Below are 16,147 nucleotides of genomic sequence, written 5' to 3'. Positions count from 1 at the left end.
CGAGTCACCGCTTCAGGCCACGAGGCGCGTGCTGCAAACACCGCCCTGCCCCGCTAGGATGTGCCGCAAAGGAACAGGCGATGGACTCCGACTTTTCCCACCTGTACGCACAACTCGGCCTGCGCCCCGGCTGCAGCCTGGCGCAGCTGAAACACGCCTATCGCAGGCGCGTGGCGGGCCTGCACCCCGACCGCCGCCATGCGGACATGTCGACCGACGGCATGGAACTGCCGCAGCTGATCACGTTGTACAAGCAGGCGCTGCGTTTCCATGCCCTGCATGGCCGACTGCCGGGCGGCACCTCCGACCTCCCCCCCGAAGCTCCCGCGGACGCAGACAGCCCCATGAGGCCGTCCAGCCCCCCGCCGGCAGCGGATCCGCCCCGCGACGCGCTGCCGCAGGCCCGCGCGGGGTGGCTGCTGGCTGCGCTGCTGCTGCTGGGCATCGGTGTGCTGTGGAATGCGGCCGAATCCCGCAGGGAGGACACCCCGGAAACGAGCGCGGAGACCGAAGCGGTCGCCGTGCGCACCGAGAACGCCCCCGACCATCTGTTCGTCGGCATGGACATGGAGACGGTGCTCGCGCTCCAGGGCGCGCCCACGCACCAGGGCGGTACCGTCTGGGAATACGGCCCTTCGTGGGTGCGATTCGAGGAAGACCGGGTGGTGGAGTGGTACAGCTCGCCGCTGTACCAGTTGAAGACACGCGAGCCGCGGGTCGGCAGCCGGTAGTACCGCGCGGCTCTACCCTGCAGCGTGGACGCCGGGCGACGGGGACAGCTAGAGGCGACTCGAATCGAGCAGATCGGCACGGAACGTGTCGGGATGGCGCGCATGCAGATCCGCCGCGGCGGGCGCCAGCCGCTCCCGGCTTGCAGCGTCACCCACCCACGGATACGGGCACCACCAATGGCGCTCGATGTCGCGCGTCCAAGGCAGCCCGCGTTCTTCCGCCTGTTTCCTGAGCCACGCGTTCAAGCGTGCCGTGGCCTGGTCGCGGCCCAGATGCTCCACCGCCCAGCGGCGCGGATCACGCGACGACGCGCCCTGGATGAGGCGCATCAGGTCCCTCGCCATGTGGGCGGGATCCAGCAGCAGGCCGGTCTGCTCGTTGATGTAGGCCGCCGAGCCGATCATCGCATCGCGCCTGAGGCCGAGTGACGCCCCTGCGAACAGCGCTTCCACCGCCGCGATGCACTGGCCCTCGCGCCGCGAGAACACCGCGGACGCCTTGGAACGCGACTGCAGGCGATGGACTTCGTCCAGCGGAATGCTCTGGCGCAACTCGATCTGCTGCGGCACCCGGTACAGCCGCATCAGCTCGCGGATGTCGTCCATGCCGTAGCCCGATTCCGGTTGCCCGACCAGCACGATGCGCAGGTCCGCCGGCATGTCGCGCAGCGCATTGAACAGGTCCCAGTGGCGCTTGAACGGCGCCCAGTTGGACACCACCAGCAGGTCGATGTCGCGTTGTTCCGCCGGCAGCGAGGACGCCGCCTCCGGATCCTGGAATTCGCCCGCCAGCTGGGGAATGACCCGCACCCGCGGGTGCAGCGCTTCGATGCGTGCGATCTCGCCCAGGTTGGCCGGATGCACGTAAACCGGACCGTCGGACGTGGCCAGCACGCGTGCAAGCGCCAGGTACTCCAGCGGCGACCACGAAGCGCCCCAGATGACGTCGTAGTCCCGCAGCAGCGGCGCCAGGGGGCCGACGCCCTCCATCAGGCGCCCCCAGTTGTATTCGAACTGGCAGTAGATGACGCCGCGTTCGCCGTCGGGGCCGGGCGCCTTCAGTACAGTCGTGCGGGTCAGCGCCGGGCTCAGTTCGCGCCGCATCTGCGCGGCGTGGTGGGCGGCGATCACGTGATCCGCATCGTGGTCGATGCATTCGCGCAAGTGCCGCGATGCCACGCGCAGCAGGCTGCCCTGGGGCAGGCGGCGCACGGCGCCACAGAGGGCATCGACGCGCTGCGCGCCCCGTCCAAACTGCGCCTTCAGCAGGCCTTTGATCCCCATGCCGAGGCTGGCCGCCGGCGAGAACGCAATCCGGTCGCGTACCGACAGCCGCAGGCGCTTGAGGACATCTCCACGCTGACCGATGTCGGCCGGCGGTGCCTGTTCGACGGCGTTCACGCCTCGACTCCCGCGCTAAGGGCAGCCACGCAGGACGGCATCTTCTGCCCAGGAGACGCTACGACGATGCAGTGCACGTCAGCGCGCACCGCGGCCGAACAGCACCACCTCGACCGTCTGCAGCAGGATCATCATGTCGAACACCAGCCCATGGTTCTTGACGTAGAACAGGTCGAACTTCAGCTTTTCCTCGGCATCCTGCACCGATGCACCGTACGGATAGCGCAGCTGCGCCCAGCCGGTCAGGCCCGGCTTGATGCTGTGGCGCACGCCGTAGTAACGCACCTGGTCGTTGAGCATGTCGACGAAGTGCGGGCGTTCCGGCCGCGGGCCGACGAAGCTCATGTTGCCGCGGATCACGGCGAACAGCTGCGGCAGTTCGTCAAGCCGTGTCAGGCGGATGAACTTGCCCACGCGCGTGGTACGGTCGTCGTCCTTGCTGGCCCAGATCGCCACGCCACCCTTCTCCGCGTCCTGGCGCATGCTGCGGAACTTGATCAGTTCGAAATGCCGGCCACGCTCACCGACACGCACCTGCTTGTAGAGCACGGGCCCGCCGGATTCCAGATACACCGCCAGCGCCACCAGCAGCATCAGTGGCCATGCGAGTGCCAGCAACAGCAGTGCCGCGCTCAGGTCGAACAGGCGCTTGCTGAAGCGGCGCGGCATCGAATAGTCGAAGCCACCGGAAAACACCAGCCAGGAAGGATCCACCACGCTGAGCTGGACGGTGCCCGATTCACGTTCGAAGAACGTCGAAAGATCCACCACCGACACGCCGTACTGCACGCACTTCAGCATCTCCTCCATCGGCAACGCACCACGCCGTTCATCGGGGGCGATGATCACTTCGTCCACTTCAAGTTCTTCCACCAGCGTGGCCAGCGACTCGCAGTCGTTGGCGAGCAGGTCCTCCTCCCGTACCACCACCGGCTGGCCGGGGATGGGCACGAAGCCGACGATGACGAAGGACTTGCGGTCCGCCTGGCGGCGCATGCGGCGGTTGATGAGGTTGGCGTTGTTGCCTGCACCGAAGACCAGCACGCGCTGGCGCAGGGCTTCCACATGCAGCAGGTCCTGCATGATCAGGCGCAGCGACAGCAGCGCGATGAAGCCGAGGCCCAGCGTCAATGCCAACGGGCCACGGCCGACGTACGTCTGCGGCACCGCGTAGAACACCACCAGCAGGCCGATGCCACCGAAGAAGAACGACAGCGACAGCCGCAACAGCAGGTGCGCGCGGCTGTGCCGGCCATGCGACTGGTACAGGCCGAAGGCGGCCATCGCGCCGGTGATCACCAGCGCCACCAGCAGCGCGCGCAACGGTGCGGTTTCGATGAAGACCGCGTGGCCCTCGGCATCGCCTAGGAATCGCAGGTGGGCAGCAACGGCCACGCAGAGCATCAGCACCAGGACTTCAAGCAGCCAGATCATCCGCATCACGCGGTTCTTCCGGCTCGACTGCACGTGCTTCATCGGTTTTCCCCTATAACAGGCATCGCCCGTTGCCCGGCAGGGCCCGCAACCACCGCCGGCGTCTTCTCGCGGCAGGCGCCCATGGCCACCTGTTGCGCGTTCATCAGTTGGAACGCCATCGGGGGAGCGATCCGGCCACGGCGGAATGCGGCCACTCGCGTCCGCTGCAGGAATATGCGCGCGGTCAAAGGCGCAGGGCGTGGACCGGCAGACCGGGAGCTGACGCCAGTGCCACGTGGAAATGCGGATGCAGATCCCATGCCGACAACCTCACCGGCTGCGGCACGGCGGCTCCGGCCCATCCGGTGTCCAGCACCTCGCCCGCCGGTGCCCTGAAGGTATTCATCTCGCAGGCCAGGCCGACCCCGGCGGCTTTGAGGAAGGCCTCCTTGCGCACCCATAGGGCCAGCAGTTCCTCGTTGCGCACGGTACCGCACGGCAGTGCCGCGTGCTCCGCCGGATGCGCCACCTGGCTGGCAAGCTCATCCATCACCGACGCGCGTGCACGCGGCTCGACATCGACACCGACCGCAGCGGACGCGGAAAACGCAAAAGCGGCTGCCCCCGGCGCATGGCTGAGGCTGGTAAAGCCCTCCCTGCCCTGCAGGCAAGGGCGACCTGCGCCGTCACGCGCCAGCGCCACGTCATGGGGCGACGCGTTCCATATCGCCGCCAGGAAAAGGCGGTGCAGCGCATAGGTCAGGGTGAGTTCCTCCTGATCGATCGAGCGCCGCTTCCGCTCGACGCGCGCGCGCTCCGCCTCGCTCAGCAACCGGCCGGCATCGTTCCGATACGGACGCCAGTCCGCCAGATCGGCCAACGCCAGCACGACGCCGCTGCCGGCCGCGTGCGGCAAACGCCAGGCGCCGTCGAACGCCTCCTGCAGACCGTCCGTCGTGGCCGAGGATGCGCACATGCCGCGCGGCAGCGCACTCACGCGGTGCCTGCGCGACAGAGATCGGGACGCGACGCAAGGATCATCTTCATGCGCTCAATCCCGCGAGGGCGGGGACCAGCGCCTGGCATGTGGCGCGGGTATGGTGCCGGACCATTTCCGCACCTTGCCGGCCTGCACCGATGCCAGGGCGACAGGATCGCCGCCCACGGCGAACGCACCGATATCGGGCGACGCCGGATCGTCGTCGCGCCGCTGTTCACCACCCGGCTCGATCCGCTCGCGCGCGGGTGGCTCGAATGCAGCGGCTGGCGCAGGCGCCAACAGCGCTGCGCCGCGGCGCGCCAACGGACTATTGGGACGGGGGCGCAGCAGGAGCTGGTCGATATCCGCAAGCCCTGGCGTCTCACCGACGACGGTCTGCTTCCATTCCGGTGGCGCGGCGGCACCGCGCTGCACCCAGTTGCCACTGCCCGAAACGCGGCGCCCCTTGCTCCAGGGCGCGCGCTCCTGCGGACCGCAGGGCTCCGGGGTGTCATCCACGTCGTTGTTTTCGTACACGAGGGTGGGCACGCCACCGCTCTGGTAGACGACGTTGTTGTGCATCTCGAGCGAACCGGCCCCCAGTTGCACCATCACCGCGTTGGCCGGTCCGGGACGATCGAACAGGATGGTGTTGTTGACCAGCCTGACCCGCCCTTCGCTGCGACCGTTCAAGTCGCCGCCGATGCGGATCGCGTTGGGCCAGCGCCCGGACTGGATGATGACGTTGCCCACCACGTCCGCATCCTCGCGCGCCATGGCGGGCGTCCAGCCCTTTTCCTGTTCCCAGCAATCCGGGCCGATCAACTCCAGCGCCTGGTAGACCGCACCTTCCAGCCAGTTGTAGTGGATCTCGCTGCGCTCGTGCCGCACCTTCACCAGGTTGCCGCCGCGGCCGCCATGCAGGTAGTTGAAGCGCATGCGGAACACCGAGCCCGGGAAGGCCAATTCGTCTGACTGCATGTAGATGGGATGCTGGCCGGTGCCGTCGCCGCTGTTGCGGATCTCGCTGTACTCCAGCGTGAACGAGCCGGACAACCGGTCCGCCCCCAGGATGCCGTGCCCCGGACAGTCGCGGATGATGACGTCACGCACGGTGATGTCGTGCGCCTCGCTGAAGAGGCAGCTGTTGGGGCCGCCGGTCAGTTCGAAGCCCTCGAGCACCACATGGTTGGACTGGGCGAACTTGAGGGTGTGGTATTCGCCACCCTTGAGCACCGGACGCGTCGCGCCCACGCCCCGCCGCCACTGGATCACCACCGGCGCCTCGGCGCTGCCCCCGTCGTCGTCGCCCACCACGATGCCGCCCTCGTATTCCGCGCCCCCGTCCACCGCCACCACGTCGCCGGGTTGCAGGTCGTTGTCGGCGAACACGTCGGCCAGCTGCGTGTACTGCCGGCCCGAAGGACCCACGGTGTAGGTCTTGGCCTGCAGTGGCGGTATCACGGCCAGCAGAAGCAACACACCGACAGGCAGCAGGGCGCGGTTCGCGGCGGCAGGCACTCGGGCATCCCCTTCTCGACAAGGTATCGGGGTACCAACGCGGAACGCGCCCGCAACCGGTCGTGCGTCTTCCCACGTTGGCCGGTCTGGCCAGCGGAGCGCGTTGTTTCCCTATGACAGGAGAACCATGGCCAAGTGCCGTGGCGTTCCACACGATGCGACGACCACAGGGGAGCGAACCATCGTGCGTGATGTCGATTGCCGGGTCCACGCCCGGCAGCGTCACGCCGATGATGAACGAAGGCCATGACCAGGAGGATGCACGCGCTCACCGATCACCCCGAGTCATTGCCGGAAACGCGCCATGTGGTCCATGGCGTGCTGTCGCTGGACCTGGGTGGACTGGAGCGGCTGGTGCTGGCCCTGGCGCGCAATGGACGGCAGCGCGGCGACCGCATCAGCGTGGTCTGCATCGACCAGCCCGGCCGCCTAGCCGATGACGCGCGCGCACTGGGTGCGGACGTCCATTCGCTCGACCTGGCCGGCGATCGCAGCCAGGCCACGGCGCGTGCCGCGGGACTGTTCGACCGGTTGCGCCCGGACGTGCTGCACACCCATCAGATCGGCGCGCTGTGGCACCTGGGGCGCGCCGCCCGTATGCGCGACGGCATGGCCGTCGTGCACACCGAACACAGCGACCACGCCACGCTCGCCAGCCGCCTGACCGATCAGTGGAAGAACCGTCTGTGGTGGCGGCGTGCCGGACGGCTGTCGCACCGGTTCTGCTGTGTCTCCGAAGATATCGCCCGGTCCGTGCGCCGCTGGCATACCGTTCCAGCCACCAAGGTCAGCGTGGTGGACAACGGGGTGGACACGGCGCTGTTCGCCGACCGCAGCCAGCGCACCCCGGTCCGTGCATCGCTGGGGTTTTCGCCCGGCGACGTGGTCATCGGCACGGTAGGCCGGCTCAACGAAGTGAAACGACAGGATCTGCTGCTGCGCGGCTTCGCCCGCATCGCCGCAGCCTGGCCACAAGCGCGCCTGCTGCTGGTGGGGGATGGCCCGGAACGCCCGCACCTGGAAGCGTTGGCGCAGACGCTCGACCTGGCTGGACGCATCAGCTTTGCCGGCTACCAGACGCAGACGGAACACTTCCTGGCGGCGATGGACGTGTTCGCCTTGAGCAGCCGCCACGAAGGCCTGCCGCTGGCGCTGCTCGAAGCCTGGTCGGCGGGCCTGCCCGTCGTGTCGTCCTCCGTTGGCGGCATCCCGCAGGTGGTCAGGCATGGGCACAACGGCCTGCTCTTCGACAACGGCGACGAAGCGGGGCTGGCCGCCCTGCTGGCGCACCTGCTGGACGATCCGGCCGCGGCCGCCAACCTCGCCGCGGCGGGCCGCGACACGGTCATGGCGTCCTACTCGCTGGAACGCACGGCCGACCGCTATGACGCGCACTACCGCACCGCACTGACGCCACGCTGAGACTTCGCGCGCACCATGAGAATTCTCGCCCTCACCAACCTCTACCCGAATCCCGTGCAACCGCATCGGGCGTCGTTCAACCGGCACCAGTTCCGCCTGCTGAGCGAACGGCACGCACTGCAGGTGATCGCGCCGACGTTGTGGGTGGACGAATGGCAGCAGGGCAAGCGCAGCGGCGTGCGGATCCCGGCGCCGCGCCGCGTGGTCAACGAGGGCATCGTCGTCGACCATCCCCGCTACTGGTACACGCCCAAGCTGCTGCGTGGCTTCTACGGGCATTTCTTCAAGGCATCGGTGAAGAAGACCTTCGACCGCGCGGTGGAAGAGTTCGCGCCCGACCTGGTGTTCTCCCCGTGGACCTATCCGGATGGCTGGGCGGCGGTGCAGCTGGCGCACCGGCATGGCCTGCCCGCCGTCATCCAGGTGCATGGCAGCGATGTGCGCCAGCTGGACCAGTTCGGCGCCCGGGAAGGCGGCACGCGCCAGGCGCTGGTGCAGGCGGACGGCGTGGTCGCGGTGTCGGCCGAACTGGCGCGGCGTGTCGTGGGGTTGGGCGCGGCCGAAGACAGCGTGCGCGTGATCATCGACGGCGTGGACAAGCAGGTGTTCCACCCCGGCCCACGGGACGACGCGCGCCGGCAACTGGGGCTGGATCCGCAGATCCGCCATCTGCTGTTCATCGGCAACCTGCTCGACGTGAAGGGCGTGGACATCCTGCTGCAGGCCGGCCGGATCCTGCAGGGCAAGCGCAGCGACTGGCAGCTGCACCTCATCGGCGACGGCAAGCGGCGCGCGGCACTGGTGCGGCTGGCCGAATCACTGGATGTCGCCGAGCGCGTGGTCTTCCACGGCAGCCTGCCCCACCACACCCTGCCGACCTGGCTGCAGGCGGCGGACCTGTTCGTGCTGCCCAGCCGTTCCGAAGGCATTCCCAATGTGCTCCTGGAAGCCTCCGCATGCGGCACGCCCTACGTGGCCAGTGCCGTCGGCGGCATTCCGGAAATCGCTGCGCTGGGTGCAAGCCGGCTGGTGCCGCCGGAACAGCCCGCCGTCCTCGCCGAGGCGATCGGCGCCATGCTCGACGCGCCGCCCGCGCCTCCGGCATCGGGCCCGCGCGACCGCACACAAGCCGTGGAAGTGCTGTCGTGCTTCCTCGAAGAGACACGGCAACGTCACGTGGCGCGCAGCGTGTCCCATCACCGCGCCGCTTGACGTTTGCTATTGCAGACACCCCCAAGACCGAGTCCTTCTTCCATGAATGCTGCCCCCGTGAAAAAACTCATCCTCGTGGAGATGAACGAGATCACGTGGCGTCTGGTCGATCCCCTGCTGGCCAAGGGCGAGTTGCCCCACTTCGCCAGGCTGATCGCGCGCGGCGTACGCGCCGCGCCCGTCGCCGAAGAAGAGGGTGCTGACCTGGATCCCTGGGTGTCGTGGACCACGGTGTACACCGGCCGCAAGGTGTCGGAGCACGGCGTGAAGTTCCTGGAGCAGCCGCCGGAAACCGTGCAGGGGCCGCGCCTGTGGGACATCGTCGCGGATGCGGGAAAGCCGGTCGGCATCTTCGGTTCGATCATGTCGTGGCCGCCGCGCCAGGACGTCACGGGCTTCTGGGTGCCGGGCACGTTCTCGCCCGGCCACCAGACCTTCCCCGCCTCGCTGGAGCCCATCCAGGAACTCAACCTGACCTACACCCGCGAGCACATGCCGGTGGGTGGCGACGTTCGCCGTCGCATGGGCAAGGTGGAACTGGTGTTGAAGCTGAAGGCGCTCGGCCTGCGGGTGGCCACCCTCACCCGCATCGCCGGCTTCTTCGCGCGTCGCGCCACCGGTGCGGCGCAGGAATGGGAAAAGGTCAGCATGCAGCCGCTGATCAACTTCGACTTCTTCGAGCGCCTGTGGCGCAAGCACCGTCCCGTCTTCGCCACGTTCCATACCAATCACGTGGCGCACTACCAGCACCGTTACTGGCGCGCCACCGATCCGACACCGTTCCTGGAAAAACCGGACGCGGAGGAAGTGCGCAAGTACGGCGGTGCCATCCGCTTCGGCTACCGGGTCGCAGATGAACTGCTGGGCCGCATCATGGCCATGGCCGATGCCGAGACCACCATCGTGGTGGCCTCGGCGCTGGCCCAGCAACCTTATGTCACCGAGGAGTTCCGCGGTGGACGCAGCGTGGTCCGCATGCGCGACATCCATCGCGTACTGGACCTGATCGGCGCCACCGGTCGATGCCGCGCCTACTCGGTGATGGCGCCGCAGTGGAACCTGGAATTCGACGACCCACAGGTGCAGCGGGCCGCCGCCCTGGCGCTGGAGCAAGCGTACGTGGGCACGCCGGAGCATGCGCTGTTCGCGTGCGCCTCGGCCGGCAATACGTTGTGCATCAACATCCGCCAGAAGCTGCCGCGCCCGATCGACGGCGCCGCCGAGTGCGTGTTCCCCACCACCGGCAAGCGCATCCGCATGGACGAACTGTGCGCGGAAAAGGATCCCACGCCGAAGCAGGGCCACCACGACCGTACCGGCCTGCTGATCATGGCCGGCCCGGACATCGCGCCGGGCGTCGACCTGGGCAGCTGCTCCACGCTGGACCTCGCGCCCACCATGCTGAAAGCGCTGCAGATGGACGTGCCCGCGCACATGGGCGGCCGGGTCCTGCAATCGGCGTTCAAGGGACAGGCCGCGCCCTCCGTGGTCGTGGCCGCCACCACCTCCCCCGCCACCGTCGACGAGGCCGCCTGAGTGTCCATGGACAACCTTTCCTCCAGCGGACACCGCATGAAGATCCTGTTCCTGCACAAGCAGATCCTGTTTCCGCGTGACACCGGCGGCAAGATCCGCGTGCTGAACCTGCTCAAGCACCTTGCCCGCTGGCACGACATCACCTACGTCTGCAACCTGCGCGGCGGCGAAGAGCAGTACCTGCCCGAGATGGAAGCCCTGGGCCTCCGCGTGGTCGCCGTGCCGGGTGAAACCTCGGCGCGCGGCGGTGCGCGCTTCCTGGCCGAGGCCGTGGCCAACCTTGCCTCACCGCGGCCGTATGCGGTGGACCGCAATTTCGATCCGCGCGTGCGCGACGCCATCGCCGGGTTGCTGGCCAGGGAATCCTTCGACCTGGTGATCTGCGACACCGTGCAGATGGCACGCCACACCATGGGGCTGCGACTGCCGCCGACCATCCTGTTCCAGCACAACGTGGAAGCCCAGATCCTCGAGCGCCACGCACAGGTCAGCAATGGACTGCTGCGCCGCACCTACATGTTCGACCAGTACCGCAAGATGCGTTCGTTCGAACGGCGCTGCGGCAATCATTTCGACCACGTCATCGCGGTCAGCCAGCAGGACAAGGAAATCTTCCACCGCCGCTATGGCTGGAAGAACGTCGACGCCATCGACACCGCCGTGGACACGGATTTCTTCCAGCCCAAGCCGGAACAGGAACGCGCGCACCGGGTGATGTTCCTCGGCTCGATGGACTGGCTGCCCAACCAGGACGGCGTGCGCTTCTTCGCGGACGAGGTCTGGCCCCAGGTGATCCGCCAGCGGCCCGATGCCGTGTTCCAGATCGTCGGACGCAATCCGCCACCGGCCGTGCAGGCGCTGACCGAGCGCCAGGGCATCGAGGTGACCGGTTCGGTGCCCGACGTGCGCCCATACCTGGCGCAGGCCTCCGTGGTGGTGGTGCCGCTGCTGGTCGGTGGCGGCACCCGGCTGAAGATCTATGAAGCCATGGCGATGGCGCGCGCCACCGTCAGCACCACCATCGGTGCCGAAGGCCTGCCGGTAACGCCGGGCGAGCACTTCCTGCAGGCCGACAGCGCGGACGCCTTCGCCGCCGACATCGTGCGGCTGATGCAGGACGACGCCCTGCGCACGCGCATCGGCGAGTCGGCGAATGCCTTCGTCCGGCAGCACTACGGCAGCGAAACCATCGCCAGGCAGTTCGAAGCCATCTGCGAGCGGGTGGTGCGCGGCGCGCACGCCGCCGCGACACCGACACCGGTCGTCTCCGCTTCCGCGGCATGACGCCTCCCACGCATTCCTTTTCATCCAAGAGTATCCAGACATGAAGCAAGTCGCGGTTTTCGGCATGGGCTACGTGGGTTGCGTCACCGCCGCCTGCCTCAGCCAGGATGGCCATTCGGTCATCGGCGTGGACATCGATGCGGACAAGGTGGCCGAGGTCAACGCAGGCAAGGCGCCCATCAGCGAGCGCGGGCTGGATGAGTTGATGCAGCAACAGGTCGCCAGCGGCCGCCTGCGCGCCACGGGCGACACCGCACAGGCCGTGCGCGAGTCCGACATCGCGCTGATCGCCGTGGGCACCCCTTCCACCGAAGATGGCGCGGTCACCGTGCACATCCTTGAGAAGGTCATCGCCGACATCGGCACGGCGCTGCGCGCCTCGCCCAAGCCGTATCACGTGGTCGTGCGCTCCACCCTGCTGCCTGGCCTGCTGGAAACCCGCATGCGCGAGGTGCTGGAACAGGCTCTGGGGCGTCCGCTCCGCAGCGATGTGGTCCTGTGCAACAACCCGGAGTTCCTGCGCGAAGGGTCGGCACTGAAGGATTACTACCATCCGCCCTACGTGCTGGTCGGCGCCGAGAGCGACGCGGCCGCGCAGCCCATCATCGACCTGTACCACGCGGTGGACTCCAAGAAGTTCGTCACCGATTCGCGTACCGCCGCACTCGTGAAGTACGCGTGCAACGCCTTCCACGCCGTCAAGGTCACCTTCGCCAACGAGATCGGCAGCGTGGCAAAGGCAATGGGCGCCGATGGCCATGAGGTGATGAAACTTGTCTGCGAAGACAGCAAGCTGAACATCTCCACCGCCTACATGCGGCCGGGCTTTGCCTTCGGCGGTTCCTGCCTGCCGAAAGACCTGCGTGCCATCAGCCGCTTCGCCGAGCACGAAGCGCTGCGCCTGAACATGCTGTCGTCGGTGCTGCCGTCCAACGAAAGCCACCTGAAGCGCGCCCTGAAGATGGTGCGCGACACCGGGCAGAAGAAGGTCGGCCTGGTCGGGCTGAGCTTCAAGAACGGCACCGATGACCTGCGCGAAAGTCCGATGGTGGAAATGGTGGAAACACTGACCGGCTGGGGCTATTCGGTGAAGATCTACGACCCCAATGTCATGCTGGGGCGCCTGCGCGGTCGCAACCTCAGCTACATCGACCGCACCCTGCCCCATCTGGCGCAGATGCTGGTCGAGGAGACCGGCACGCTGCTGGATCACGCCGACGTGCTGTTGCTGTGCACGGACGTGGCAAATGATTTCGACTGGAACGCCGCGCATCATGGCCGCGTGCTAGACCTGCGCGCCGACCTGGCGCGTCCGCTGGCCGCGGCGTCCGCAAAGATCAACTCAGGCGAGGCTGCCGACGCAGCCAGCGCCGCCCGCGTTGCGGTTGCCTGAAACGCAACATGCCGCCGTCACTACTGACGGCGGCATGTCCGCAACAACGTTTGAGAACGTCGGTTACCGGCAGATGGCCCGGTCGCCGTCCGCACTCTCGTCGCTGTCGCACAGCGACACGCTGCGCGGGCTCCAGCGGACGTAACGCACCTGCGGACGCTGGCTTGCATACTTGCGTACCTTTCCAACGGCAGAGGTGCTGCTTGAGCTGCTGGTGGTGGCGGGTGCGTCACCGGATGTGGTGGCGGCAGTCGTCTCCAGAGCGGGGATCGACGCGCTACTCTGCGTGGTCGCGCCCGCGTTGGCGCCACGCACCGGGATCAGCGGCTGCGAACCATTGGCGCGGATCGGTCCGGAGGGCGGAGGGGAGCCTGCTGTCGGCTCCAGCGCACCGATGCTGATCTTCCCACCCGACAACACGCGTGGCGTCTGCGAGCCGATCGCCATCATCGCGCGCGTCGGCGGATCGAATTGCGGGATCGCCAGCGGCGACGGGAACGGCCACGCCGACGGCGTGACCGGAGGATTCACGCCACGACCGATCAGCGCACTGCTGGACAGCGGACGCAGCTGACCCTGGGCGATATTGGTCAGGCCCGGATCGCTGCCACTCAGCGTGCCGGTCCATTCCGAAGGCGAGTCGGAACCCGTCTTGACCCAGTTGTTGCTGCCCGCGACCTTGCGACCGGCAGTCCACGCGGCGGAGCTCTGCGGCTCGCAGGGTTCCGGCGTACCGGCCGAGTTGTTCTCCTTCACCACGACCGGCGCGCCGCTCGTCGTCTGGTGGATCACGTTGTTGTGCATCTCCAGCGAGCCCGCGCCCATCTGCACCATCACCGCGTTGGCGGTACCGGTACGGGTGAACAGGATGGTGTTGTTGACCAGACGCACGCGGCCCTGGCTGCGGCCATTGAGGTCGCCGCCGATGCGGATCGCATTGGCCCACGTGCCCGACTGGATGATGACATTGCCGACCACGTCCGCATCCTCCCGCTTCAGCCCCGTCGACCAGCCGCTCTGCTGCGTGTAGCAATCCGGTCCGATCAGTTCGATGGCCTGGTACGAGGCGCCTTCGAGCCAGTTGTAATGGATCTCGCTGCGCTCATGGCGCACCTTGACCAGGTTGCCACCCTTGCCGCTGTGGATGTAGTTGAAGCGCATGCGGAACACGGAACCGGGGAAAGCTACCTCGTCCGATTGCATGTAGATGGGATGGCGGTTGGTGCTGCTGCCCGCATTGCGGATCTCGCTGTACTCCAGGGTGAAGGAGCCTGACAGCTGGTCGGCGGCGAGGATGCCGTGCGACGGGCAGTCGCGGATCAGCACGTCGCGCACCGTGACGTCATTGGCCTCGCTGAACACGCACGTGTTGCTGCCCCCGGTGACTTCGAACCCTTCCAGCACCACATGGTTGGATTGCTGGAACTTGATGGTGTTGGTACCGCCCTGCAGGATCGGGCGCGTCTGGCCGGCGCCACGCTTCCACCGGATGATGATGGGATTGCCAGCCGCGCCGGCATCGTCGGTATTGACGACGATGTTGCCCGAGTACGTGGCGTTACCGTCCACCTCGATGATGTCGCCCGGCGCCAGATTGTTGTTGGCGAACACCGTCGAGAGCTGGGTGTACTGGCGGCCCGATGGGCCGACGGTGTAAGTGGCGGACCACGCGACGGACGGGAGAAGCGCAACGGAAATCGCGATGGCGACCTTACGGAAACGATGCATATTCACAGGGACACAAGGCAGGGGACGCGAAAAACTATATCGGCGCCCTTCCAACCCCACGTGAAAAACAACGACGGATATTTCAATTAATGAATACCGTCACACATTAATATGGGCGGGTTTCTGAAAAAGAGTGCATTAATCCGCGGATCTAGCGTTTCACCGCGAAAATCTTGCCCGCTGCATGCGCCGCTTCCAGATCGGCGCGGGTAATGATGATGCGTTCGCTCTGGTCGAATTCGATGGCCGACGGATCTGCATCAATATCCTTCAATGCCACGTCGCGATCCGGCGAACCGCCATTTTCCGTCACCAGCGTAATATCGTCGCCGTCGACGGCGACAATCTTCATCAGCCCGAATACCCGCTCGCGCGATTCGAAATCCGCGCCTGAAAAATAGGTGAGCTCGGCCGCGTAATAATCCCCGACCCCGGGCGACGCCACCAGCGCAGCCTGCCTGCGGGCGTCTGACGCGTCATTTCCGCCGCATGCAGCCAGGGCCAGCAGCAACACACTCAGGCAGAGGAAGATGGCGTGGCGAGCCAAGGTGCTCATGATGTCCTCGTACGAAGGGGTCGGCGCAGCCGGCAATACCCGCAGCTCACGTGCAGGCGCGTCTTTTTCTTCTGATGTGACGTCAAAAGCCGCACGGTCCGGCCGCATGCCCCGATGCGGATGCCGTGGTAGATCCGATACGGATGTTCGGACTCGCGCTGGGGTCGCCTGGACGCGAAATCAGAATGCAGAAAAGACAAAAGCCGGCAAGTTTCCTTGCCGGCTTCTGCTTGTATGGCGCGCCCGGAGAGATTCGAACTCCCGACCGCCTGGTTCGTAGCCAGGTACTCTATCCAGCTGAGCTACGGGCGCGTAAGAAGCGGAATTATGCGTGAAGCGCTTTCCGCTCGTCAACCTTTTTGCTGCACCGCGCTGCTTCCGAAGGCGCGTCGTACATCGCGCACCGACCAGGGCAGTTGCAACCCGCCTGCACCGCCCTGAGGCAATGAAAGCGTGCGGTTTCCAGCTTCCTGCGCCGCCTGTTGTGGCCACGCATCAACTGGCGGAGTGAGAGGGATTCGAACCCTCGATAAGGCTTTTGACCCTATACTCCCTTAGCAGGGGAGCCCCTTCGGCCACTCGGGCATCACTCCGGGATTGTTGCTCGCCGCAACCCAGGCTGCGGCGGCCGCATAGGATAGCCGCTCACTGCGCATGCGGCAAACGGAATTCACTCCGACGCCGAATTTTCCGGTGCCGCTGACGAGACCACTTCCTCGCCGCGCTGGATGCGCTGGTAGATTTCCTCGCGATGCACGGCAACGTCCTTGGGCGCAGTGATGCCGATGCGCACCTGATTGCCTTTGACACCGAGCACGGTCACCGTGACCGAATCACCGATCATCAGGGTTTCGCCGACACGGCGGGTCAAGATCAACATGTTTCTTCTCCGTAATCCGGCAAGGATAGTGCCGGGGGCGCGTCCTGACCGTGAAACCGGTCAGAAGGCTTCCTAGGTAAATTCATGA

Annotated in this window: 13 protein-coding genes and 2 tRNA genes; 6 read left to right on the top strand and 9 right to left on the bottom strand. The window is 66.7% G+C overall.

The features are described 5' to 3' along the window. Positions 1-80: 80 nt before the first annotated feature. The gene (locus OVA13_RS01505) at positions 81-731 is read left to right on the top strand and encodes a J domain-containing protein (RefSeq protein ID WP_267792076.1); all 651 of its coding nucleotides are present in this window, start codon (positions 81-83) and stop codon (positions 729-731) included. A gap of 48 nt (positions 732-779) precedes the next feature. Here the strand turns inward: OVA13_RS01505 and OVA13_RS01500 are convergent, their stop codons facing one another. From OVA13_RS01500 to OVA13_RS01485, 4 genes are all read right to left on the bottom strand, one after another. After that, complete coding sequence (locus OVA13_RS01500; RefSeq protein ID WP_267792075.1) at positions 780-2,132, bottom strand: glycosyltransferase; 1,353 nt, start codon at positions 2,130-2,132, stop codon at positions 780-782. Between the two features lie 78 nt (positions 2,133-2,210). Continuing rightward, entirely contained in the window at positions 2,211-3,608 is a 1,398-nt protein-coding gene (locus OVA13_RS01495; protein ID WP_267792074.1) for a TIGR03013 family XrtA/PEP-CTERM system glycosyltransferase, read from the bottom strand. A 184-nt stretch (positions 3,609-3,792) separates the two neighbouring features. Next, complete coding sequence (locus OVA13_RS01490; RefSeq protein ID WP_267792073.1) at positions 3,793-4,545, bottom strand: 4'-phosphopantetheinyl transferase family protein; 753 nt, start codon at positions 4,543-4,545, stop codon at positions 3,793-3,795. A 54-nt stretch (positions 4,546-4,599) separates the two neighbouring features. Beyond that, complete coding sequence (locus OVA13_RS01485; RefSeq protein WP_267792072.1) at positions 4,600-6,048, bottom strand: right-handed parallel beta-helix repeat-containing protein; 1,449 nt, start codon at positions 6,046-6,048, stop codon at positions 4,600-4,602. A gap of 246 nt (positions 6,049-6,294) precedes the next feature. Between OVA13_RS01485 and OVA13_RS01480 the strand changes: the two genes are divergently transcribed. From OVA13_RS01480 to OVA13_RS01460, 5 genes are read left to right on the top strand one after another with little or no spacing between them, the layout of a single operon-like run. Beyond that, entirely contained in the window at positions 6,295-7,470 is a 1,176-nt protein-coding gene (locus tag OVA13_RS01480; protein ID WP_267792071.1) for a glycosyltransferase, read from the top strand. Positions 7,471-7,485: 15 nt separating this feature from the next. Further along, on the top strand, positions 7,486-8,682 hold the full coding sequence (locus tag OVA13_RS01475; RefSeq protein WP_267792070.1) for a glycosyltransferase: 1,197 nt from the start codon (positions 7,486-7,488) through the stop codon (positions 8,680-8,682). A 42-nt stretch (positions 8,683-8,724) separates the two neighbouring features. Then, the gene (locus OVA13_RS01470; protein WP_267792069.1) at positions 8,725-10,218 is read left to right on the top strand and encodes an alkaline phosphatase family protein; all 1,494 of its coding nucleotides are present in this window, start codon (positions 8,725-8,727) and stop codon (positions 10,216-10,218) included. 6 nt (positions 10,219-10,224) lie between these two features. After that, on the top strand, positions 10,225-11,502 hold the full coding sequence (locus OVA13_RS01465) for a glycosyltransferase (RefSeq protein ID WP_267792068.1): 1,278 nt from the start codon (positions 10,225-10,227) through the stop codon (positions 11,500-11,502). Positions 11,503-11,542: 40 nt separating this feature from the next. Continuing rightward, positions 11,543-12,895: a nucleotide sugar dehydrogenase gene (locus tag OVA13_RS01460; RefSeq protein WP_267792067.1), complete on the top strand. Its 1,353-nt coding sequence runs from the start codon at positions 11,543-11,545 to the stop codon at positions 12,893-12,895. 63 nt (positions 12,896-12,958) lie between these two features. On the opposite strand, the gene OVA13_RS01455 is transcribed toward OVA13_RS01460, so the two are convergent. From OVA13_RS01455 to csrA, 5 genes are all read right to left on the bottom strand, one after another. Beyond that, complete coding sequence (locus tag OVA13_RS01455) at positions 12,959-14,623, bottom strand: right-handed parallel beta-helix repeat-containing protein (protein ID WP_267792066.1); 1,665 nt, start codon at positions 14,621-14,623, stop codon at positions 12,959-12,961. A gap of 151 nt (positions 14,624-14,774) precedes the next feature. Beyond that, the gene (locus tag OVA13_RS01450; protein WP_267792065.1) at positions 14,775-15,287 is read right to left on the bottom strand and encodes a hypothetical protein; all 513 of its coding nucleotides are present in this window, start codon (positions 15,285-15,287) and stop codon (positions 14,775-14,777) included. Positions 15,288-15,414: 127 nt separating this feature from the next. After that, positions 15,415-15,491, bottom strand: a tRNA-Arg gene (locus OVA13_RS01445). Positions 15,492-15,679: 188 nt separating this feature from the next. Further along, positions 15,680-15,772, bottom strand: a tRNA-Ser gene (locus OVA13_RS01440). A gap of 77 nt (positions 15,773-15,849) precedes the next feature. Then, on the bottom strand, positions 15,850-16,059 hold the full coding sequence (gene csrA, locus OVA13_RS01435) for a carbon storage regulator CsrA (protein ID WP_267792064.1): 210 nt from the start codon (positions 16,057-16,059) through the stop codon (positions 15,850-15,852). Positions 16,060-16,147 lie beyond the last annotated feature (88 nt).

It is taken from the genome of Pseudoxanthomonas sp. SL93, assembly GCF_026625825.1.
Lineage (GTDB): Bacteria > Pseudomonadota > Gammaproteobacteria > Xanthomonadales > Xanthomonadaceae > Pseudoxanthomonas_A.
This window is presented reverse-complemented; position numbering and strand designations above follow the sequence as displayed.